Source organism: Nocardia sp. NPDC051911, assembly GCF_040681035.1.
Classification (GTDB): domain Bacteria; phylum Actinomycetota; class Actinomycetes; order Mycobacteriales; family Mycobacteriaceae; genus Nocardia; species Nocardia sichangensis.
Genome location: NZ_JBFAXY010000005.1, coordinates 114,628 through 135,765, shown reverse-complemented (window position 1 = coordinate 135,765; position 21,138 = coordinate 114,628). Strand labels below are relative to the sequence as shown.

At 68.6% G+C, this 21,138-nt stretch carries 24 protein-coding genes; 14 read left to right on the top strand and 10 right to left on the bottom strand.

The genetic code is table 11. The annotated features are described in order from the left end of the window. Positions 1 to 11: 11 nt before the first annotated feature. Positions 12 to 392 (bottom strand): NADH-quinone oxidoreductase subunit A, encoded by a 381-nt coding sequence (locus AB0L97_RS08270; RefSeq protein ID WP_067807371.1) that lies wholly within the window; start codon positions 390 to 392, stop codon positions 12 to 14. Between the two features lie 466 nt (positions 393 to 858). Next, positions 859 to 1,278, bottom strand: coding sequence for a hypothetical protein (locus AB0L97_RS08265; RefSeq protein WP_355073991.1), 420 nt, complete (start codon positions 1,276 to 1,278; stop codon positions 859 to 861). Positions 1,279 to 1,419: 141 nt separating this feature from the next. Here AB0L97_RS08265 and AB0L97_RS08260 point away from each other — a divergent pair, with 141 nt between their 5' ends. From AB0L97_RS08260 to AB0L97_RS08250, 3 genes are read left to right on the top strand one after another with little or no spacing between them, the layout of a single operon-like run. Continuing rightward, positions 1,420 to 2,961, top strand: coding sequence for a hypothetical protein (locus tag AB0L97_RS08260; protein ID WP_364426404.1), 1,542 nt, complete (start codon positions 1,420 to 1,422; stop codon positions 2,959 to 2,961). Positions 2,962 to 2,964: 3 nt separating this feature from the next. Continuing rightward, the gene (locus AB0L97_RS08255) at positions 2,965 to 3,408 is read left to right on the top strand and encodes a hypothetical protein (RefSeq protein WP_364426401.1); all 444 of its coding nucleotides are present in this window, start codon (positions 2,965 to 2,967) and stop codon (positions 3,406 to 3,408) included. Further along, positions 3,405 to 4,949 carry an FHA domain-containing protein gene (locus AB0L97_RS08250; RefSeq protein WP_364426398.1) on the top strand — a complete coding sequence of 515 codons (1,545 nt, stop codon included), beginning with the start codon at positions 3,405 to 3,407 and terminating at the stop codon, positions 4,947 to 4,949. The genes AB0L97_RS08255 and AB0L97_RS08250 overlap by 4 nt, the downstream gene beginning before the upstream one ends. 16 nt (positions 4,950 to 4,965) lie before the next feature. On the opposite strand, the gene AB0L97_RS08245 is transcribed toward AB0L97_RS08250, so the two are convergent. Beyond that, complete coding sequence (locus AB0L97_RS08245; protein WP_364426395.1) at positions 4,966 to 5,820, bottom strand: SAM-dependent methyltransferase; 855 nt, start codon at positions 5,818 to 5,820, stop codon at positions 4,966 to 4,968. Between the two features lie 74 nt (positions 5,821 to 5,894). Next, positions 5,895 to 6,758, bottom strand: a complete 864-nt coding sequence (locus AB0L97_RS08240; RefSeq protein ID WP_355074429.1) for a LysR family transcriptional regulator — start codon at positions 6,756 to 6,758, stop codon at positions 5,895 to 5,897. Positions 6,759 to 6,914: 156 nt separating this feature from the next. Between AB0L97_RS08240 and AB0L97_RS08235 the strand changes: the two genes are divergently transcribed. The 5 genes from AB0L97_RS08235 to AB0L97_RS08215 are packed head-to-tail and all read left to right on the top strand — an operon-like array spanning position 6,915 to position 11,786. Continuing rightward, the gene (locus tag AB0L97_RS08235; protein WP_355073982.1) at positions 6,915 to 8,357 is read left to right on the top strand and encodes a form I ribulose bisphosphate carboxylase large subunit; all 1,443 of its coding nucleotides are present in this window, start codon (positions 6,915 to 6,917) and stop codon (positions 8,355 to 8,357) included. Positions 8,358 to 8,378: 21 nt separating this feature from the next. Continuing rightward, positions 8,379 to 8,801, top strand: a complete 423-nt coding sequence (locus tag AB0L97_RS08230) for a ribulose bisphosphate carboxylase small subunit (RefSeq protein WP_355073980.1) — start codon at positions 8,379 to 8,381, stop codon at positions 8,799 to 8,801. Next, on the top strand, positions 8,791 to 9,795 hold the full coding sequence (locus tag AB0L97_RS08225) for an AAA family ATPase (RefSeq protein ID WP_355073978.1): 1,005 nt from the start codon (positions 8,791 to 8,793) through the stop codon (positions 9,793 to 9,795). The genes AB0L97_RS08230 and AB0L97_RS08225 overlap by 11 nt, the downstream gene beginning before the upstream one ends. A 24-nt stretch (positions 9,796 to 9,819) precedes the next feature. Continuing rightward, a complete protein-coding gene (locus AB0L97_RS08220) occupies positions 9,820 to 10,896 on the top strand; it encodes a class 1 fructose-bisphosphatase (protein ID WP_364426390.1) in 1,077 nt (358 codons plus the stop codon). Between the two features lie 11 nt (positions 10,897 to 10,907). Continuing rightward, positions 10,908 to 11,786, top strand: coding sequence for a phosphoribulokinase (locus AB0L97_RS08215; RefSeq protein ID WP_355073975.1), 879 nt, complete (start codon positions 10,908 to 10,910; stop codon positions 11,784 to 11,786). A 7-nt stretch (positions 11,787 to 11,793) separates the two neighbouring features. On the opposite strand, the gene dinB is transcribed toward AB0L97_RS08215, so the two are convergent. Then, positions 11,794 to 13,035, bottom strand: coding sequence for a DNA polymerase IV (gene dinB / locus AB0L97_RS08210; protein ID WP_364426386.1), 1,242 nt, complete (start codon positions 13,033 to 13,035; stop codon positions 11,794 to 11,796). 129 nt (positions 13,036 to 13,164) lie between these two features. Here dinB and AB0L97_RS08205 point away from each other — a divergent pair, with 129 nt between their 5' ends. The 3 genes from AB0L97_RS08205 to AB0L97_RS08195 are packed head-to-tail and all read left to right on the top strand — an operon-like array spanning position 13,165 to position 15,620. Next, positions 13,165 to 13,545 (top strand): BlaI/MecI/CopY family transcriptional regulator, encoded by a 381-nt coding sequence (locus AB0L97_RS08205; protein WP_043691105.1) that lies wholly within the window; start codon positions 13,165 to 13,167, stop codon positions 13,543 to 13,545. Beyond that, on the top strand, positions 13,542 to 14,492 hold the full coding sequence (locus AB0L97_RS08200) for a M56 family metallopeptidase (RefSeq protein WP_364426382.1): 951 nt from the start codon (positions 13,542 to 13,544) through the stop codon (positions 14,490 to 14,492). The genes AB0L97_RS08205 and AB0L97_RS08200 overlap by 4 nt, the downstream gene beginning before the upstream one ends. A gap of 18 nt (positions 14,493 to 14,510) precedes the next feature. Then, the gene (locus AB0L97_RS08195; RefSeq protein ID WP_364426379.1) at positions 14,511 to 15,620 is read left to right on the top strand and encodes a crosslink repair DNA glycosylase YcaQ family protein; all 1,110 of its coding nucleotides are present in this window, start codon (positions 14,511 to 14,513) and stop codon (positions 15,618 to 15,620) included. Between the two features lie 314 nt (positions 15,621 to 15,934). Here the strand turns inward: AB0L97_RS08195 and AB0L97_RS08190 are convergent, their stop codons facing one another. Together AB0L97_RS08190 and AB0L97_RS08185 are read right to left on the bottom strand one after the other, a co-directional pair. After that, positions 15,935 to 17,362 carry a DHA2 family efflux MFS transporter permease subunit gene (locus AB0L97_RS08190; protein WP_364426376.1) on the bottom strand — a complete coding sequence of 476 codons (1,428 nt, stop codon included), beginning with the start codon at positions 17,360 to 17,362 and terminating at the stop codon, positions 15,935 to 15,937. Between the two features lie 12 nt (positions 17,363 to 17,374). Further along, positions 17,375 to 18,175, bottom strand: a complete 801-nt coding sequence (locus AB0L97_RS08185) for a thioesterase family protein (RefSeq protein WP_364426373.1) — start codon at positions 18,173 to 18,175, stop codon at positions 17,375 to 17,377. 54 nt (positions 18,176 to 18,229) lie between these two features. Between AB0L97_RS08185 and AB0L97_RS08180 the strand changes: the two genes are divergently transcribed. The 3 genes from AB0L97_RS08180 to AB0L97_RS08170 all read left to right on the top strand — a co-directional run bounded on the left by AB0L97_RS08180 (position 18,230) and on the right by AB0L97_RS08170 (position 19,699). After that, a complete protein-coding gene (locus AB0L97_RS08180) occupies positions 18,230 to 18,703 on the top strand; it encodes a helix-turn-helix domain-containing protein (RefSeq protein WP_364426370.1) in 474 nt (157 codons plus the stop codon). A gap of 52 nt (positions 18,704 to 18,755) precedes the next feature. Continuing rightward, positions 18,756 to 19,169: an NUDIX domain-containing protein gene (locus AB0L97_RS08175; RefSeq protein ID WP_364426367.1), complete on the top strand. Its 414-nt coding sequence runs from the start codon at positions 18,756 to 18,758 to the stop codon at positions 19,167 to 19,169. Positions 19,170 to 19,387: 218 nt separating this feature from the next. Next, on the top strand, positions 19,388 to 19,699 hold the full coding sequence (locus tag AB0L97_RS08170; RefSeq protein WP_364426364.1) for a hypothetical protein: 312 nt from the start codon (positions 19,388 to 19,390) through the stop codon (positions 19,697 to 19,699). A gap of 62 nt (positions 19,700 to 19,761) precedes the next feature. Here the strand turns inward: AB0L97_RS08170 and AB0L97_RS08165 are convergent, their stop codons facing one another. Genes AB0L97_RS08165 through AB0L97_RS08155 form a run of 3 tightly spaced genes read right to left on the bottom strand, consistent with a single transcriptional unit; the run spans position 19,762 to position 21,138 of the window. Beyond that, a complete protein-coding gene (locus AB0L97_RS08165) occupies positions 19,762 to 20,361 on the bottom strand; it encodes an ATP/GTP-binding protein (protein WP_355074427.1) in 600 nt (199 codons plus the stop codon). Further along, positions 20,342 to 20,716 (bottom strand): DUF742 domain-containing protein, encoded by a 375-nt coding sequence (locus tag AB0L97_RS08160; RefSeq protein ID WP_356964326.1) that lies wholly within the window; start codon positions 20,714 to 20,716, stop codon positions 20,342 to 20,344. The genes AB0L97_RS08165 and AB0L97_RS08160 overlap by 20 nt, the downstream gene beginning before the upstream one ends. A gap of 8 nt (positions 20,717 to 20,724) precedes the next feature. After that, a complete protein-coding gene (locus AB0L97_RS08155) occupies positions 20,725 to 21,138 on the bottom strand; it encodes a roadblock/LC7 domain-containing protein (RefSeq protein ID WP_355073958.1) in 414 nt (137 codons plus the stop codon).

Genomic DNA, 21,138 nt, shown 5'->3' with positions numbered 1-21,138 from the left:
CTGCGCGGTGGTCAGTCCCAGCTGAGCCCACCCCGTCGCCATTCGTAGGCGTAGGCCACCGAGACGTTGACGATGAACAACGCCATCGCGGCCAGACCGAAGAGACCGAGCGCATCGAAGTGGACTGCCCACGGGTAGAGGAACACGATCTCGATGTCGAAGATGATGAACAACATGGCGGTGAGGTAGTACTTCACCGGAAAGCGTTGCCCGGTAACGTTTCCCGGTCCGCCCGCCACGGCATGCGGCGTGGGTTCGATACCGCATTCGTAGGGTTCCAGCTTTGCCCGGTTTCGTCGTTTCGGGCCGACCAGGGCGGACAGGACGATGGAGAACAGCGCGAACGCCGCCGCGATCGCGCCGAGTACGAGTGTCGGCACCTCGATGTTCACGACTGCACTTCCCCTCCTTGCGAGCGGCAGCTGACAACAGCGTCCGAGGCGGGCTGACGTCGTTGTCCGCCTCGGCCAGACTCGCCCCTCGGCTCCACCCGGGGACGGTCATGACCGGATCCGTCTCCGTGTGAGGTAGGGCACAGCCTACAACTGAACCGGCGGCCTGCACCGCGTTTGGCGACGGCTTTTGATCGAATTCAGTACAAGCATTTATGACCGAAACGGTGGTAATCCGCGCGAGGGGTCCGCACCGTTGGGTGAACGGTCAGTTGGAAACGTTGAGGTGTCGGGTACGGCGACGTCAAATGTGGTCCCGAGCGGGTTCTCAGTCGGAAAAGGCGACAAACTGCGCGGCGAACAACGGCGCCGAGGGCGGCGCGGTCGAGGGTCGCTTACCGGCGGTCCGGGCGCGGCGGCGCGCCCGGGTGAATTAATTCATGATCGCTATGAATCGCTGGCGGGTTCAGGCCGCAGAGCGGCTGCGCAGCAGAGCCACGACGGCCTCGGTGAGCCGGAGCGGATCGATGGGATGCGCCACCGCTGCCTCCGCGCGCGACCAGCTGGCAAGCCATGCGTCGTCGGCCCTGCCGGTGAGCACCAGCAGCGGCGGGCACGGATCGACTTCGTCCTTCAACTGCTTCGCGATGCCGAGCCCGCCGACGGGGGCGGCCTCGCCGTCGAGCACAGCCAAGTCGATGCCACCGGCGTCCAGCTGCGCGATCACCACGGGAGCGGTGGCGACCTCCAGGTACTCGAACTCCGGTAGCTCTGCGCTCGGACGCTTGCCCAAGGCCTGGATCACCTGGCGCCTGGTGTCGGCGTCGTTGCTGTACACGAGGACCCGCAGTGGGGTGGAACGAGTGGAATCGGCCACGAACGGCATGGTACGTCCGCGAGGGCATACCGCGTGGCAGGTTCGGCGCAGATGGTTCACACGCGTCGTGCGCGGCGCGTCACCAGTGCGGTCGTCCGGCGAAAGCCGATGGCAAGCAGTTGATAAGGATCTGCCGGTAAAGTCCGGCCAATGCGGGGAGATATCACGCAGGCCCTCGTCGACACCGACGTATGGACCGATGAAATGCTCGGCAGCGCCGGGATTCCGGTGTTCGACGTACCGTTCGTGACCATCGGCAGCGGGATCGGATCGTTCGTCACCTACGACACGCTCCGGATCTTCGGCGTGCCCGCCGAAGCGATGGCGGTGCTCGGTCCGCAGGAGCACCCGTGGACCTCCTACGAGTACCTCACCAGGGTGTCGCAGATCCCCCGTGGCGAACGCCTGCGCAGCGACTCGGCCTCCACGCCGGACAACATCTGGGGCTTTCCGTCCTACGCGGTGCGGGAGGCGATCGCGGACAAGTCGATCAAGCCGCTGTGGAACGTCTTCGTCGAGCCGATCTTCGCCAACTACTACACCCCGCGTGCGGGCCAGGCGTTCGCCTCCATGGAGCGGGAATTCCACCGCATCGGCTACGCCCGCTCGCTGCACCGCGGGCACGTGCGCATGGTCCGCAAGCGCAACGGCGGCGGATACTTCACCATCCTCACCCCGCCCGCGGGTTCGGCACCGACCAAGCGGGTCGCTTTCCGCAGCACGTATGTCCATGTCGCCGTCGGCTATCCGGGGCTGAAGCTGCTGCCGGATCTGCAGGAGTATCGCGAGACCCATCGTGATCCGACCCGTGTGGTCAATGCCTACGAGCCGCACGAGCACGTCTACCAGGCGCTCCAGCGGCGGCCCGGCACGGTGCTGATCCGTGGCAGCGGGATCGTGGCCAGCCGCGTCCTGCAACGGCTCATCGACGACCGGGACAAATACCGGCTCGACACCCGGATCCTGCACCTGTTCCGCACGTATATCGCAGGCTCGCACGGCAAGAACATCTTCAGCAGGCGCAAGGGCGGCGACGGATGGGCCTACCAGGGTTTCAACTATCCGAAGTCGGTGTGGGGCGGTCAGCTCAAGCAGAAGGTGCGACGACTGCAAGGCGAGGAACGGGCGCGCGCGTACAAGGAGATCTCCGGCACCAACACCCCCATCCGCGACAACTGGCAGGAACAGTTGCGCCGTGGCCGCCGGGAGGGGTGGTACCAGGTGATGGCCGGCACGATGCGCGCTCCGCGTCCTGCCGCTGGACGGCAAGGCGTGGTCGCCACGATTCTTCCGGATTCCAGCGCGCCCTTGCCTTTTCCGCCGCCGACGCAACCGTTCGACACGACCGTCGACTACATCATCGACTGCACGGGGTTGGAAGCCGACGTCCGGGAGCACCGGCTGTTGGCAGACCTGCTCGACCACACCGGCGCGGGCCGTAATCCGCTCGGTCGGCTGGACGTGGACACGACTTTCGAGCTGATCGGCACCCGCAGCGGCACAGGACGGATATACGCCTCCGGCAGCGCGACGCTCGGCGGGCCGTTCGCCGGGGTGGACACCTTCCTCGGCTTGCAGATCGCCGCGCAGGAGATCGCCGACGACCTGGCCGCGGTCGGGTTCTGCCGCAGGATGGGGCCGCTGCGCTCGACGCGGCAATGGTGGCTGTGGGTTACGAACGAGAAGATCTGAGCGATGCTTCCTACCTTGAACGGGCGAATCCAGACCCGTCTGCTCGCGCTGAGCGTGATCGGCTTCGTCGTCGCGCTGCTCATCACCCCGTTCCTGCCGACCGGGTCCTCGAGCATCGGTCAGGCGTACCGGGTGACGTTGTCGGTGCTGCTGGCGACCGTTCTGGTCGGTGTGCTCTGGGAACTGCTCTACCACCTGCTCCAACAGTTCCGCTGGGAGAAGGACTGGCCGACCTTGTTCGGTCTGGTCACCATCCTCAACGAGGGAGCGCTGATCTGGGTGCTCGTGCGCTACACCACGGTGGTGCTGCCCGAGCATCTGCGTCCGCCGCTCGCTGCCTTCCTCATCCAGTTCGTCGTCACATGGATCGCCTTCTGGCTCATCGTGAACGGGCCGATGCGGGTGGTCTTCCATCGGTGGCGCTTCCAAGGCGGCCGGTTCCTGTGAGCGCGCAGATCGAGGTGTTGCCCGGCACCCACCTGGTGGCGAGCGCGAATGGCGCGGTCGTGGTCGTCGCGCACCGGGGCGACGGGCTCCTCACGGCGGACACGGTCGCTGCCCGCACGATGACGGCGCTGCTGGACATCGTTCGCGAAGCCGTCGCACGCGACCGGCGCCGCAGCGGGCGCGCGGTGGCGCGACTGGCCACGACCTGGCTGATGGGCCTGTCCAACGGCGAGGAGGAGGAAGTCGAATTCGGGGTGATCACGCCAGTGGACCAAGGTCTCGCGGTGTTTCTGCACGGTGGGGTCACCGCGGTGCTCGCCGGTCCGGGCCACACGGAGGTGCTGCGCGGCCGGGACGCCGGATTCACCGTCGACCGCATGGTGACGCCCGCACCCGGCAGCGGCGCCGGGTTGTTCGTGGACGAGGCGGGCTGGACCGCGGAATCGCTACCGGGGCGGGGGATTCTGTCGCTGGATGCGGGCGCCGCGCCAGGGTCCGGCGCGGTGCTGTGGTCGGGCGCGATCGGTGATGAGCCGGACCGCCACGGTGACGCCGAGTCCCCGCGGCGACCGCACGCCGGATCCGCGCCGCCATCTCCCGTCGAGCCCCGGCCGGAGCCGCCGCACGTCGCGCCACGACCGGCGGCCGAACCGCATCGCCTCGAGGATCGGCCGCCGATGCCGGATCAGATGCCGCAACCGATTCGCACCGCCGGACCGCAGGCGATGCCGCAACCACACCGGCCGGGCGGGCAGGCGGGTTCCGAGGAGTCCGAAGCGCAACCACGACGGGCGCCGAGCCTGCGGAAGGGCGAGGAGTCCGGCGATGCCGCGACGGAAGTCGATCTCCAAGCGCCGGCGCGGCGGGCCACGCCACGCGAAGGCGTGACGCCCCCGGCGGCGCAGCCCGTACCACCGGCGCCGGACCAGAGCCCGGCGCGGCCCGCGCACCGCACCGATCGGGATCACGCGATCGCCAACGACGCGAATCTCGCCGAGACGATGGTTCCCTCGACCGGCGTCGTCGCCGACGCGCTCGGGTCGACCGGCTCGAACGCGCTGGGACATCGCGTGATCGTGCCGGGTTTCCAATGCGCCCGGCATCATCACAACGATCCTCGGGTGTCGTTCTGCACGGTCTGCGGGATCCGGATGGATCAGCTCACCTGCGTGCTCAGCGAAGGGGTGCGCCCACCACTCGGTGTGTTGCTACTGGACGACGGCACGTCGTTCGTCCTGGACAGCGACTGCGTTCTCGGCCGCGAACCGGAGCATTCGGACGCGGTCGCGCGTGGCGCGCGCCCGGTGCGGCTGGAGGACAGCTCGGGCGGAATGTCGCGGGCGCATGCGGAGATCCGCCTCGTCGACTGGGATGTCACGGTCGTGGACGGCGGTTCCACCAACGGCACCCACATCCGTCATCCCGGACGCCAGGACTGGGTCCGAGCGGTCCCCGGCCAGCCGATCGTCCTCGCACCCGGAGCCCAGATCCAACTGGGCGGCCGCGTGCTCACCTTCGACTCTCAGCACGGCCAGCTGTAGCCGAGGACGGCGTCGCTCAGGTGTGGCGGAAACGGATGATGCCCGACCAGGGGGTGCGCATGGGTTTGCGGGGGTCGGGCTGGGGGAGATAGGTGAAGGGACGTAGGTACCAAGGTGCGCGGTGGAACTTGCGGGCGTGCAGCAGCAGGCTTTCCAGTTCGATCGGCTGCCAGCCGAGGTCTTCGAAGAAGCGGACGCCGTTGGCGGGTTCGAACTGCATCGGCGCGTTGGCGAAGGTGTCGCCAGAGCGCATCTTGCGCATGCCCAGACTCAGGTCAAGCAGCCACCAGGCGATCTCGGGGCGGGCCAGTGCGGTCGCGAGATCGGTGACCGTCGGCGGGTCGAGGTACATCAGCAGCCCCTCGGTGAGCACCAGGGCCTTGGACGCGCCGGTGGCGCTCGGGCCGATCGCGCCGAGCGCCTCGTCGAGGAACTTCATCCGCGCGTCCGGGTCGGCGAGATCGACCGCGCGGCGGATGAGCACGCAGTGCGGCGTCTCGCCGGCGAGGGCGCTGTCCTTCTCGGCGACGATCTCGGGTAGGTCGGCCTCGATCCAGAGCAACTCGTCGGGCAGATCGAGCCGATAGGGGCGAGCGTCCAGACCGGCGGCGAGGTTGAGGACGCGGTCGCAGCCCTCGCCGATCGCGGTGGCTACGAGGTCATCGATCAGTTTGGTCCGGGTGACGATCGGCCACCCGTGGCGCATCACCCTAGGCGCGTTGTCGGCGATGGCGTGGCCGCGTTCGCCGGCCAGCCGGTCGGCGAGCGGATCGCGGAACAGCGCGTCCGGGCGGATCGTCTCGCGTGCCCGGTAGGCCGCGACCCAGCGCGCGGTGTCCGAGACGTTGGACGGAACATCCCCTCGGGTCATGCGAGTCAGTCTGTCATATCCGTCCAGTCGGTTTCCATGGCGGCTGTGGTGCCGGTTCGCGCAGGTCGCGGGCCTCAATGCGGGTGGAAGGCATCGGAACCGACCTCCGCGGGGTCGAGCAGATGGGCGAGGAACAGGCGGGTGGTCGGCGTCGGTGTGCGGGTGGTGATGGCATGCCAGGGACGATCCAGCGGTGTGCCCTCGACCGGGAGCACGCGCAGCGCGCCGTTCTCCAGGTCCTGGGAGATGGCGTCGCTGTGGATCAACGTCACGCCGAGTCCTTCTCGCGCGGCGGCGAGGACGGCGCCGTGGGAGCCGAGAGTGAGCACGGGCGGTTCGATCCGGAGTTGGTCGAGCAAGGCGAGGGTGGCCTCGCGGGTGCCGGAGCCGCGCCCGCGCAGCAGCCAGGTGGTGTGCAGCGGGTCGAGTTCCGGTAGGCCGACCACGACCAGACGGCTGGGCCGCCGGGCGCGCACCACCAGCCCGGTGTCGCGTGGCGGGCGGCCTGCGATGACGAGATCCGTTTCATGGTGCTGCAATTCGAGGAACAGCGCGTCGCGCGGATGCACCGACAGGCTCAGTTCGATGTCGGGGAACCGGCGGCGGAACGAGGCGAGCGGCCGCAGCAGGACGTACTCGCCCGCGGTGGCGACCACGCCGATCCGCAGCCGCCCGGTCTCGGCGCGGCGCACGGCCGCCTGCGCCTCCTTCATCAACCCGAGGATGCCGCGGCAGTACTCGGCGTAGACGCGCCCGGCCTCCGTGAGCGCGATGCCGCGCCCGGACTTCGCGATGAGCTTTGCCCCCAGCAGTTTCTCGATGTGCGCGACGGCCGCGGAGACGGCGGCCTCGGTGATGTGCAACTGCGCCGCGGCGCGGCGGATGCTGCCGTGGCGGGCGACGGCCAGGAAGGTTTCCATCCGAGCCGCGCTCACCATACCCACCCGAGAACGGTAACAAACTCAACGAATATGTTGAGTGTCGCGAGAAACAATCAAATTGTTTGTCGGTATCCGGCCCGTCATCCTGGAAATCCCAAGGCACGCCCGTTCGCCCGGGTGCGGGTGTCCCGCAGTGGCACAGCAGGAGGAACGATGGCCGAAGAAACCGAACGCGACCGCTGGGATCCGGGTGTCCAATCCTATGCGTCGATGGGGTATTACGCGCCCGACTACCAGCCGTCGGATACCGACGTGCTCGCCGTGTTCCGGGTGACTCCGCAGCGCGGTGTCGATCCGATCGAGGCGGCGGCCGCGGTGGCGGGTGAATCCTCCACGGCGACCTGGACGGTGGTGTGGACCGACCGGCTCACCGCCCACTCGCGCTACCAGGCGAAGTGTTACCGCATCGACGAGGTCCCCGGGCGGCCGGGGGAGTACTTCGCCTATATCGCTTACGATCTCGACTTGTTCGAGGAGGGATCGATCACCAACCTGACCTCCTCGATCATCGGCAACGTGTTCGGGTTCAAGCCGCTGCTGGCGCTGCGGCTGGAGGACATGCGCATTCCGGTGGCGTACGTGAAGACGTTCCAAGGGCCGCCGCACGGCACGGTGATGGAACGCGAATATCTCAACAAATACGGCAGGCCGCTGCTCGGCGCGACGGTGAAACCGAAACTCGGGCTATCCGCCCGCAATTATGGACGCGTCATCTACGAGGCATGCAAAGGCGGCCTGGATTTCACCAAGGACGACGAGAACATCAACTCGCAGCCGTTCATGCGCTGGCGCGACCGGTACCTGTTCGCGATGGAGGGCGTCAACCGTGCGATGGCGGAGACCGGCGAAATCAAAGGCCATTACCTGAATGTGACCGCGGCGTCGATGGAGCAGATGTACGAGCGCGCGGAGTTCGCCAAGGAACTCGGCAGCGTCGTCATCATGATGGACCTCACCGTCGGCTTCACCGCGATGCAGTCGATGTCGCATTGGGCGCGCCGCAACGGGGTGCTGCTGCATCTGCATCGCGCGGGGCATTCCACCTACACGCGGCAGAAGACGCACGGCGTCAGCTTCCGGGTGCTGGCCAAGTGGTGCAGGCTGATCGGCGTCGACCATCTGCACGCGGGCACCGTGGTCGGGAAACTGGAGGGCGACCCGGCGACGACCAAGGGGTTCTACGACACGTTGCGGGAGAACCACATCCGGACCGAGCCGGCCAACGGGATCTTCTTCGACCAGTACTGGGCGAGCCTGCCCGGTGTGATGCCGGTGGCTTCCGGCGGCATCCATGCCGGGCAGATGCATCAGTTGCTCGACCTGTTCGGTGACGACGTGGTGCTGCAGTTCGGCGGCGGCACGATCGGGCATCCGCTCGGCATCGCCGCGGGCGCGGAGGCGAACCGGGTCGCGCTGGAGGCGGTCGTGCAGGCCCGCAACGAAGGCCGCGACCTGTTGAAGGAAGGCCCCGATGTGCTCAGGAAGGCGGCCGAGATCTGCCGTCCGCTCGATGTCGCGCTTGCCACCTGGGGCGATGTCACCTTCGACTACACCTCCACCGACGCGCCGGACGCCGTGCCGACGGCCAGCCGCTGACCATCCAGGAAGGACGAGCCGATGTATCTGAGGCACGGAACATTCTGCTACTTGCCGCCGCTGACCGACGAGCAGATCGCCGCCCAAGTGCGCTACGCATTGCTCAACAGCTGGCCGGTGTCCATCGAGTACACCGACGATCCGCACCCGCGTAATGCCTATTGGGAGATGTGGGGGCTGCCGCTGTTCGACTTGGACGAGCCCGACGGCGTGCTGGCCGAGATCAACGCGTGCCGGGCGACTTTCCCCCGGCACTACGTGCGGGTGCTCGCCTACGACGCCCGCTACACCAGGCAGACGACGGCGCTGAGTTTCCTGGTGCAACGACCGCCCGACGAGCCGGGTTTCGTGCTCACCCGCACCGAGGGTCCCGACCGGATGCAGACATACGGCCTGCATTCGTATGCCACGACCGTCCGGCCGGGAGAGCGGTATGGCGGCTGAGCGCAACGGCTCCGGATTCCGTCTGCACCGGCCGGGGGCTGATGTCCCCGGCGCGGTGCGGACGGCGTCGCCCGATCCGGAAGAGCCGGAAATCCTGGCCGAGGACGCGGTGCTGGACTTGTCGAGCGACATCGCGGGTCACGACGTCGAGGAAACGTTGCGCAGGCTGGACGCGGAGTTGATCGGGCTGGCTCCGGTGAAGCGGCGGGTCCGCGAGATCGCGGCGCTGCTGTTGATCGACCGTGCCCGGCAACGTTTCGGACTGACCTCCTCGCGGCCGACCATGCACATGAGCTTCACCGGCGGTCCCGGCACGGGCAAGACCACGGTGGCATTGCGGATGGCGCAGATGCTGCACGCCCTGGGCTACATCCGCAAACCCAAGGTGCACACGGTCACCCGCGACGATCTCGTGGGTCAGTTCATCGGGCACACCGCACCGAAAACCAAAGAGGCGCTGGCCAAGGCGGCGGGCGGGGTGCTGTTCATCGACGAGGCCTACTACCTGTTCCGGCCGGAGAACGAACGCGACTACGGGCAGGAGGTGATCGAGATCCTGTTGCAGGAGATGGAGAACGAACGCGCCAGCCTGGTGGTGATCTTCGCGGGCTACCCCGACCGGATGGACCGCTTCTTCTCCGCCAATCCGGGCCTGTCCTCACGGGTGGCCCACCACCTGGAGTTCGCCGACTACACGCACGCGGAGCTGCTGGGAATCGCCGAGCTCATGGTGGCGGCGGAGAACTTCCACTTCGACGACGCGGCGCGGACCGCTTTCGGGGAGTACCTGGAACACCGGATGGCCCGCCCGCGCTTCTCCAACGCGCGCAGCGTCCGCAACGCGCTCGACCGTTGCCGGTTGCGGCAGGCCAAGCGTCTCGTGGAACTGCGCAGACCGCTGACCAAGACCGATTTGATCACGCTGACCGACCGGGATGTCTACGGCAGCAGCGTGTTCACCGACCCCGAGCCCGCCGGCGAGCCGACCGTGTGACCCCGGTGACGAGATCGAGGCGTTATGCCAGAAGGACTGAAGACCCTCACCCGCTTCACCATCGAACAGGAGCATCGGCATCCCGGATCGTCCGGTGAGTTCTCCGCCCTGGTGAACGTGATCGCGACCGCGACGAAGATCGTCGCCAATCAGGTCACCAGGGGCGCGATCGTCGGCTCGATCGGTGCGTCCGAGCCGGACAATCTGCCGCCGACGGTGCATCGCAAACTGGACGCGATCACAAACGACATCATCGTCGCCGAAACTCAATGGACCGGGCACCTTTCGGCGTTGCTGTCCGAACAGATCAGCGAGATCCATCCGGTGCCCGCCACCCATCGGCGCGGGAAGTACCTGCTGGCCTTCGATCCGCTGGACGGTTCGTCGAACATCGACGTAAATCTGCCGGTGGGCACCATCTTCAGCGTCTTGCGTGCGCCCGCGCAGGGCCCGGGCCCCGCGGCGGCCGACTTCCTGCAGGCCGGCGTCGAGCAGGTGTGCGCGGGGTTCACCCTGTACGGGCCCGCGACCATGCTGGTGCTGACGACCGGCAGCGGGGTCGACGGGTTCACCCTGGACCGGGAGATCGGCGCGTTCGTGCTGACCCACCCGCGGATGCGCATCCCCGAGGACACCTCTGGATTCGCGATCAACGCGGCGAATGAGCGGTTCTGGGAACGACCGGTGCGCCGTTACGTGCACGAGTGCCTCGACGGCGTCGACGGCCCCCGCGAGCGGGATTTCAATATGCGCTGGGTGGCCTCGCTGGTCGCCGACACCTTTCACATCCTGACCCGAGGCGGGGTGTACCTGTACCCCCGCGACACCCGCCCGCCCACGCGTCCGGGAAGGGTGGCATTGCTCTACGGCGCCAATCCGATCGCGTTCATCGTCGAACAGGCCGGGGGCTCCGCGACCACCGGCAGCGAGCGAGTGCTGGAAGTGACGCCCGGCGACGTCCATCAGCGGGTGCCGCTGATCTTCGGCTCCCGCAACGAAGTCGAGCGCATCGAGCGGTATCACCGCGAACCGGACGAGGGCCCCAGCTTCGACAGCTCGCTGTTCGGCAGGCGGTCGCTGTTTCGTCCGGCCCAGCGCTGAAGAGGAGAACCATGTCGGTCAAGCACCCGGTCGTCGCCATCACCGGGTCCTCCGGGGCGGGGACCTCCAGCGTGACGCGGACCTTCCAGGAGATCTTCCGCCGCGAAGAGATCAACGCGGCCATCGTCGAGGGCGACGCGTTCCACCGTTACGACCGCAACGAGATGAAACTGGCCATGGCCGAGGCGGAGCAGAGCCGCAATCTGCGGTTCTCGCATTTCGGGGAGGAGGCCAACCTGCTGAAGGAACTGGAGACGCTGTTTCGCGACTACGGCGAGACCGGGGTCGGAACGGTGCGCCGGTACCTGCACGACGAGGCCGAGGCGAAGCCCTACGGCCAGCCGCCGGGCACCTTCACGCCGTGGGAGGAGCTGACGCCGGGCAGCGACCTGCTGTTCTACGAGGGCCTGCACGGCGCGGCGGTCACCTCCACCGTGGATGTGGCGCGATACACCGATCTGCTGGTCGGCGTCGTGCCGATCATCAATCTGGAGTGGATTCAGAAGGTGATCCGGGACAAGACCGAGCGCGGGTACTCCAGCGAGGCCGTGATCGATACGATCCTGCGGCGGATGCCGGACTACGTCACCTACATCTGCCCGCAGTTCTCCCGCACGTACGTCAACTTCCAGCGGGTGCCGACCGTGGACACGTCCAATCCGTTCATCGCGCGCACCATTCCGACGGCGGACGAGAGTTTCGTGGTGATCCGGTTCGCCGACCCGAAGGTGATCGACTTCCCCTATCTGCTGTCGATGCTGCACGACTCGTTCATGTCGCGGACGAATTGCATCGTGGTGCCCGGCGGGAAGATGGAGCTGGCCATGCAGCTGATCTTCACGCCGCTGATCCTGCGGTTGATGGACAAGCGGCCGAAACGCTCGTATTGAGGCGTGGCTAGTCGGGGAGAAGAGGAACCGAGAGGCCCTCGCCGCGGTTGAGGAGGGCGGCGCGGGTGACGGCGGCGGAGCCGAAGCGCTTGCGCAAGTCGTCGAGGGTGGCGTCGAGGCTGTTGGTGGCACGGGCTTCGAAGGGCAGGGCGAGCTGGACGGAGTCGGCGTCGTCGAGGTTGGTCAGCGCGAGACCGATCAGGGTGAGGCCGCGTTCCTGGATGACCGGCATCGCCCCGGCGAGCAGGGTGCGGGCCGCGCTCAGGATCGTCTCGGTGTGGTCGGTGGCCCCGGCGAGAGTATGCGAGCGGGTGGCCCGGGTGAAATCGTCGAAACGCAGGCGTAGCACCACGGTTCGGCACACCCGGTCGGCGGCGCGTAGGCGACGGCCGAGCCGATCGGTGAGCCCGTGCAGGTAGGCCTCGATCTCGTCCGGCGGCCGGTGCTTGCGGCCGAGGGCACGCTGGGCGCCGATCGAGCGCCGCCGCCGGCCGGTCTCGACCCGGCGCGGGTCACGCGCCCAGGACAAGGCGTAGAGGTGGCGTGCCGCGGCGGGACCGAGGATCGCCCGCAGCGGGCGCTCGCCGAGTTCGGCCAGTTGGCCCACCCGCGTGATGCCGTGCTCGTGCAACGTGCGCGCGGTGACATCGCCTACACCCCAGAGCCTTTCGACCGGCAGCGGATGCAGGAAGTCCAGTTCGCCGTCCGGCGGCACCAGCCGTAATCCGTCGGGTTTGGCGACGGCGCTGGCCACCTTGGCGAGGAACTTGGTGCGAGCGATGCCCACCGAGATGGGCAGGCCGACCCGGTCGCGGACTTCCGCACGCAGCCGCGTCGCGATGGTGACGGGCTCGCCCGCGATCCGGCGCAGTCCGCCGACGTCGAGAAAGGCCTCGTCGATCGAGACGCCCTCGACCACGGGTGTGGTGTCGCGGAAGATCTCGAAGACGGCTCTGCTCGCCTCGGCGTAGGCGGACATGCGCGGCGGCACCACGATCGCGTGCGGGCACAACCGGCGCGCCTGTCCGCCGTTCATCGGGGTGCGCACTCCGAACGCCTTCGCTTCGTAGCTGGCAGCCAGGACGACGCCGCCGCCGACGATCACCGGTTTGCCGCGCAGCCACGGGTCGTCCCGCTGCTCGACCGAGGCATAGAAGGAGTCGAGGTCGGCATGCAGGATCGATGCCTCCGGCCGCGCGAGAATCCGGGGCCTGCCAGATCGGGAGACGGGCGCGTCGGACACGAACATATGTTCGCATATGGCCCCGACAGGGTGCGGTCGGAGCGGGCGGATCTACTGGTTGCCTCCGTAGTAACCCACCCAAACCGGTAACCTGTTCCCACGACGGGGCACAGCTCGGATGAGGGAGTCGGTACGGTGCGTGGATTCGGGGATCTGGAGGCGGTGATCATGGACCGCATCTGGGATCAGGACGCAGAGGACACAACGGTGCGTGAGATCTTCGACGAACTGTCGGCTCAGCGCGACATCGCGTATACGACGGTGATGTCGACCATGGACAACCTGCATCGCAAGGGGTGGCTGGCGCGCGAACGCGCGGGCAAGGCCTATCGATACTGGCCGACGCTCACCAGGGAAGAACACAGCGCCCGGCTCATGCTGGAGGCGCTGGGTTCCGGCGGACGCTCGGATCTGGTGCTCAGCCATTTCGTCGATCGGATCAGCGCCGAGGAGTCGGCGGGGCTGCGTGCCGCGCTACGCAGACTCGCGGCGCGTAAGTCACCAGAAGTGCCGTGAGCCTGGCCCTGGCTCTGACGTTGTACGGCGGCGTCGTGGCGGCCTTCGGTCCGCCCGTGCTGCGCAGACTGACCTATCGCGGGATCGCGCCGCGGCTGGGTGTGATCGCCTGGGTTGTCGCGATCATCGGTGCGCTGAGCGCATGGGGGGTCGCGGCGGCGGTGCTGACCGTCGAGTTCGCCACCTACTGGGGACATCCGAAGGACGCGTTGCACGCGTGCGCCTCGTTCCTGTGGGCTCCGGTGGATGCGCACGGCGCCGCGGCCGGCCGTGCGGCCACGTTCGCGGTGGCGGCGCTGGTGTCCACCGGAACCGTCGCGCTGGTGGCGCGCGCCGTGGGAGTCGTGCTGGACATGCGCAGGCGCACCAGCGTCCACGCGCGGGCGGTCCGTCTGGTCGGCAGGCCGGTGCCGGGAATCGGGGCGGTCGTGCTCGACTCACCGGAGCGGCAGGTGTATTGCGTGCCGGGACGACCCGACACCATCGTGGTCACCACCGCCGCGCTGGCGGCGCTGGACGAGGATCAACTCGCCGCGGTACTCGCGCACGAACGCGCGCACCTGTCCGGCAGGCACGCGGCGTTGACCGCGGTGCTGCGCGCGGTGGCCACCACACTGCCCGGCCTGCGGTTGTTCACCGGTGGCGCGGCCGAGATCGCTCGCCTGCTGGAGATGTGCGCCGACGACAAGGCCGCCGACGAGCACGGTTCGCTGCCGCTGCTGGGCGGGCTGCTGGCGATCGTCGGCATCGCCGAGCCCGCGCCGCCGGGTGCGCTGGCCGCGGCGGGGACGGCGGTACTGGCCCGCGCCGAACGGCTGGCCGACCCGGTCGGCGCGATTCGGCGCGCCACCACCCGCACCGCTTTGCTCGGCGTGATCGCGATGACGGTCGCCGGGTCGGCGCTGGCCGCCGCGCTGGTCGCCTGCGCGGGCACGATGCTGAACTGAGCAGGAGAAGGAGCGCGAATGCGGGCCACCTGGGATCAGGTTTTCGCCTGGCGGCTGGACCGGCACTATGTCTTGTCCCGGACCGACGAAGGTGCGGTAGCGGTGGCCGGGCGTCTGTGCGGTGTCCAGGCTCAGGTCACCTCGGCGGCCGAACTGGCGGTCGCACTGCGCAGCACGAAGCCCGAATCCGGCGCGCTGGTGCGCGCGCTCGACGAGGGCGCGCTGATGAAGACCTGGGCGATGCGCGGCACGCTGCACGCGCTGCCTTCAGAACAGGCCGCCGCCGTTCTCGCGCTCATCGGTTCCGCGCGCACCTGGGAGAAACCCTCGTGGCAGAAGAACTTCGGCGCTTCGCCCACGGAGGTGGCGGCACTGACCGAGGCGGTCGCGCAGGTACTCGACGCCGCGGTGCTCACCCGGGAGGAGTTGGTCGAAGCCCTGGTGTCCGCACCGGAATTCCATCGGCTGGGGGAGGAACTGCGATCCGGTTGGGGTGCGCTGCTCAAACCGCTGGCCTGGCAGGGCGTGCTGTGTCACGGCCCGGTACGAGGCACCAAAGTGACGTTCACCAGTCCCGCGCACCTGGTGCGCGACTGGCCCGGCCTGCCCGCTCTCGACGCCGCGGCGCGGGTGGCGATCCTCGGCTATCTCGGCGCCTACGGCCCGGCGACGCCGGAGACCTTCGACGCCTGGCTCAGCCGCAACAGCCTGCGCAAGACCACCGTGCGCCGCTGGTTCGCCGAGTTGGGCGACCTGATCACCGAGATCGACGTGGAGGGCCGCCGCGCCTTCCTGCCGACCGACCAGGTCGACGCACTGGCCGCCGCCGCGCCGAGTGCGACGGTGCACCTGCTCGGCGCCTTCGATCAATACGTGCTGGGACCGGGCACCGGTGACACCGTGCTGCTGCCTGCCGCGCACCGTGCGAAGGTGAGCCGCGCCGCGGGCTGGATCTCACCGATCGTCGTGGTGGGTGGGCGCATCGCGGGTGTCTGGGAGCTCGCCGAGGACGCCGTCGAGATCACCATGTTCGACGGTGCGCCGTTGCCTGCGCGGGGCCTGGAAGCGGCCGTCGCCCACGTGGCGCTGGCGGCCGGGCGCGAGAGCCTCACGGTGCGAGTCGCGTAGCGTTGCCATGCTGTGCCGACCGAAACGGGCTACTGGTGCCGATCCTGCCGCTCGTGGTCCGGCGATTTCAGCGCCCAGCCGCTGAACCGCCCGTCGCGTGGGACCCTGGTCGGCGTCCGGTGCTGTTCGGACGTCGACCAGGGATCGACCAAGTGTGCGGTCACGAATCGGCCGATGACAACCACTACGGACAGCGCCGCGATGGATCCGGAAAGTGCGGCCGCGGATCGCCGAGCAATGGCGGCGCGACCCGCGCTGTCGAATCGGCGCTGTCGAGCGGAGTGTCACGCACGGGCCATGGGCTTGGACCCGGATCAGGCGACGGCCGACTCGATAGCCGATTCTGGTTGTGCGACAGTGGGTTTCGTAATACGCGCGGTCGCGCCGACCAAGCCCGCGAGGACCGCGACCACGGCCGTCGCGTACCACCCGTGCCGGAACGCGTCGAGTGTCGCCTCCGGGCTTGTAGGTGAGCCGAGCACCGCGACCAGGCCCGCGACGCCGACGGCGAGACCGAGCTGGCGCGCCATGCTCAGCACGGCCGATCCGGTGGCGAACCGCTGCGGCGGCAGTCCGCCGGTGCCCGCGGCGAAGGCGGTCGGCAGGGTGAGGCCGACGCCGATGCCGCTGACCACCATGCCGCCGAGCAAGCCACCGACATAGTCGGGCGTCAGGGTGACCGCCCGCGCCCACCACAGCATGCCCGCGCCGAACACGATCCCGCCCGCGGCGATGACCGGCCCGGCCCCGATCCGGCCGATCAGCCGTCCCGCCAGGGCGGCGACCACCGGCACCATCAGCGGGCCCGGCGCGATGGCCAGTCCGGTGCGCAACGCCGACCAATCCCAGACGTTCTGCGCCCACAGCACCACCGACAGCAGCATCGCGCCGAAGGCCACGTTGAACAACACCGCGTTGCCGGTCATCCAGGCGAAGTTGGGCGCGCGCAGCAGCGCCGGATCCACCACCGGGCTGTGGTGCCGGGCCGAGGAGACGACGAACGCCACCGCCAGGATCGCCGCCAGCGCGAACGCGACCAGCACCCGCGCCGACGACCAGCCCCAGCCCTCGCCCTTGACCAGGCCGAGCACCAGGCTCGCGATGGCCCCGACCAGCAACGCCGCACCAAGCAGGTCGGGCAGCCGCCCGCCGTCGCCCTCGGGATCGGGCAGCGTCCGCAGTCCGACCACCACGGCGGCCAGACCGATCGGCACATTCACCAGAAATACCCAGCGCCAGCCGAATTCGACGAGAAGGCCGCCGAGGACCGGGCCGAGCGCCGCGCCGAGCCCGCCGAAGGCGACCCACAGCCGCACGGCGGCGGCGCGGCGCGATGGGGGGCTGGCCGCGAGCACCAAGCCGAGCGAGGCGGGCGTCAGCAGCGCGCCGCCGACGGCCTGGAGCACGCGGAACAGCACCAGCGACCCGACGTCCCAGGCGGTGGCGCACAGTGCCGATCCGACGACGAAGACCACCAGCCCGAGCAGGAAGGTGGTCCGGATGCTGCGACGGTCGCCCAGTCGTCCCGCCGGGACCAGCAGCGCGGCGAACACGATCGCGTAGGCGTTGAGTACCCAGGACAGTCCCGAGATCTGCGCTCCGCCGAGGTCGGCGGCCATGTCCGGCAGGGCGACGTTGACGATGAACAGGTCCAGGCTCGACAACAGGACGCCGAGGGAGACGACGGCGAGCACGACCCGGTAGTCGGTGGCCCGGTTGGGCGGCGTGGATGAAGAATGCACGATCGTCTCCGTTCAGCCGAGCACGCGGCGGGTCTGGCGGGCCGAGGCGAGCAGCAGACCGCTTCGATCCCAGATCGAGGTGTCGTCCACCGACCAGCCGCCGCCGGTCGAGGCGTTCACCGTGCGCACCAGCACCGGCGAGCCCTCGGTCGGCACGTCGTGCAGGTGCATCGACAACGCCACGGTGGGAATCGCGACGGGCGCGCGCAGTGTGGGAAAGACGGCGGGCGGCAGGGCATCGGCGAGGATCGCGAGGGCCGCGGCATCGGTGGGCAACTCGGGGACGAGTTCGATCCACGCGCACATCATCGGTTCGTCCGCACCGGTCAGCGGCAGCGGCCCGGCTGCCGGACGGATGTCGAAATGCACGCCCACCGGAACGATTTCGGGCGGGAGGGCGAAGTACGCACAGGAATCGGGATCGGGCACTCGCGGCGCGGGCGCGCCTGCGTAATCCGCGACGCCCGACGCCATGGCGCGACCGAGCGTGACGGACGCCCCGGCGATCGGGCTGCCGTCCTGGTCGGCGCCCACCTCCACCACGACGGTGCTGCGGCCGACGGCGCGTGCGGTCGCGTGGAAGGTGAGCACTTCGTCTGTGGGGCGCCCCAGGAACCGGAGGTCCACGGCCCGCACCGGCAGCGGTTCCGCGGCGGCCGCGCGAGCCACCTCGATGAGCAGTGCCGCGATCACGCCGCCGTGCGGGCCGGTCCAGCCGCGCCAGGACCGGTCGACGCGCGCCTGCCACCCAGCGGTGCCGGTCTCGGTGAGCGTGAACTCCTCGGCGAGTGTCCGCTTAGTGAGTTGTTTCATGCAACGCACCATAAGCGAGTGAGTTCTATGAAGCAACCGACTATGCTGACGGATATGCGCAGGACGAGCTTCGAGGACATGAACTGCTCGCTGGCCCAGTGCCTCGAGGTGGTCGGAGAGTGGTGGACGCTGCTGATCGTGCGCGACGCTCTGTTCGGCGTGACGCGCTTCGACGACTTCCACGCCCGTCTCGGCATCGCCCGCAACGTGCTCACCCAGCGTCTCGAGCATCTGATCGAGCATGGGGTACTGACCAGAGAGCCCTACCAGGACAATCCGGTTCGCTACGACTACCGGCTCACCCCGAAAGGCCGTTCGCTGTGGCTTGTCGTCACCGCGATGCGTCAGTGGGGCGACGAATGGGCCGCCCCGGACGGCCCGCCGGTGCAGACCGTACACACCACGTGCGGGAACCTCGCGACCGTCGAACCGGTGTGCTCCGAGTGTGGTGAGCACATCGCCCCACGCGACCTGCGCCCCGTTCTCGGCCCCGGCGCCAAGGATCCTTCCCTCCTGCCATCGCGCTGAGGCGGGTGCGGCCGGTTCCGCGTTCACCGCCGCGCGGCGATAGGCTGCGGCGGTGGCGGACGGGCGAGTGCGGCAACTGATCGACACGGTGGCGTGGGTGCGCATCGAGGAGGGATGCATTCTCTGCGCCAGACCGCGCGGCAAAGGCGTCTTCTATATCCCGGGCGGCAAGCGCGAGGGCGCTGAAACCGACCTGCAGACACTGCTGCGCGAGATCGAGGAGGAACTCACCGTCGCCCTGCTGCCGGAGACCGCAGCGCATGTCGGCACCTACGAGGCGGTGCACGGCCCGACGGACGGCGCGCTGGTGCGGATGAGTTGCTACACCGCGGATTATCGTGGAACGCTGGCCGCCAGTAGCGAGATCGAAGAGGTCGCGTGGTTCTCCTATGCCGATCGCGCCCTCGTCCCCCCCGTGGATCAGCTGCTGTTCGACGATCTGGTGCACGCGGGTCTGCTGCGGTGAATCGCGGGCCGAACAGCGCTACCGTCGGCGATATGTCCTGGTTTCGGCCGCTTCTGCGCTACGCAGCCTACGCACTCCGGGCGCTGCCCCTGGCGGCGCGGCGAATTCCCACCCGATTGCGCGTGCCGCGGCGAATGCTCGGCGAATCCGTTCTGCCGCATAAATTCTCGGCTCTCCGGTCGGTGTCGCACTCGGTGCTCAGTGGTAGGGTGGGCCTGGTGACGTGGTTCCTGGCGTTCCTCGCGGCCCTGGGCGCGTTCCGCGGAGTCTGCTATCCGCTCGTCGCGAGTGATGATCTCGAAGATTCTTGGGGTGGCCCGACATTGGCGGGGGCGTGGGCGGTGCACGCGGCGCTCGGTGTCGGGTTGCTGCCGGTGTGGTTGCTGGCCCTGGCCGGGCTCGGCGCGTTCCAATTGCGGCTGACCCGCGGTTTGCTCGGCCGGAACGGGCCACGGTGGCCCGCTCCGGCGGCGGTCGTGCTCGTCGCCGGTGGCGCGCTGCTGTTCGTCGCCTGGCTGCGGCAGGTGTGAGCCCGGAACTCTCGGGGTTTCAGTCGCCGAGGGAGTGCACCGCGTGTGAACACGCGGCGCGATCAGGTGGTGGCGTGTGCGCGCTGTGCCCGCTGGATCAGATGCTCGACGAGGGTGAGCAGGACGTCTTTGCAAGAGCTGCGGTCGCGGGCGTCGCAGAGCATGACGGGGGTCACCGTGTCGAGGTCGAGGGCGTCACGCACTTCGTCGATGGTGTATCGCGGTGCGCCGTCGAAGCAGTTGACGCCCACCATGAACGGCAGACCACGCCGCTCGAAGAAGTCCACGGCGGCGAAGGAGTTGCCCAGTCTGCGGGTGTCGGCCAGCACGACCGCGCCGAGCGCGCCGCGCGCTAGTTCGTCCCACAGGAACCAGAACCGATCCTGGCCGGGCGTGCCGAACAGGTAGAGCACCAGCTCACGGTCGATGGTGAGCCTGCCGAAGTCCAAGGCGACCGTGGTCGTGGACTTCTGCTCGACGCCCGACAGATCGTCGATGCCGGTGCTCACCTCGGTGATCAGTTCTTCGGTGCGCAGTGGCGCGACTTCGCTGATCGCGGAGACCATCGTGGTCTTGCCGACGCCGAACCCGCCGGCGACGAGGATCTTGACCGAGGCGGCCAGTTGCGGTGTGCCGCTCGGGTCAAAGTTTTCGGATTCCATCCAGTACCGCTCGCAATATGTTGAGGTCATCGGGTCCGGCCTCCGTCGGAACGGGAGCGCGGAAGATCAGTTGCCCGTCGCCGATCAGGTCACCGACGAGGATCTTCGTCACCGCCAGCGGCAAACGCAACTGTGCGGAGAGTTCGGCGACGGTCTGCGAGACCCGGGACAGGCGAAGGATTTCGGCGTACTCGGGTTCACTGCGTCGCAGTGCGGCCGCGGAGGTGTCCGCGACCACGGTGGTGAGCATATCCAGTTCGGGTCCGGCGCCGCTGGTGCGCCCGCGCGTGAGCGCGTAGGGACGCACCAGCGGACCGGCCGCCTCGTCGAACCAGGGCTCACGCGGATTGGTCATGGCGGTCGCTATTCGACATGTCCGACGAGGTCTTGGCGCGGAGTTGTGGACAGGTAGTTGCCTACGCGCTGGACGGTCAGATTCATCTCGTAGGCCACCATGCCGAGATTGGCCGATTCGGCGGCCTGCAGTGCCAGGCAGGCGTTGTCGCCCGCGGAGGTCACGAACAGCACCGCGCGGTCCAGTTCGATGACCGCCTGGCGGACCCCGCCGCCGTCGAATCGGTTGCCCGCGCTGCGCGCCAGCCCGTAGAGCGCCGAGGACATCGCGCCGAAGTGTTCGGCGTCCTCGCGGTTCATTCCGCTGGAGCGGCCCAGCAGCAGCCCGTCGGTGGACAGCACCACCGCGTGGCGGACGCCGGCCAGCCGGTCGACGAGATCGTCGAGCAGCCAATTGAGATCACCTGCGGGAGAAGCGGACAC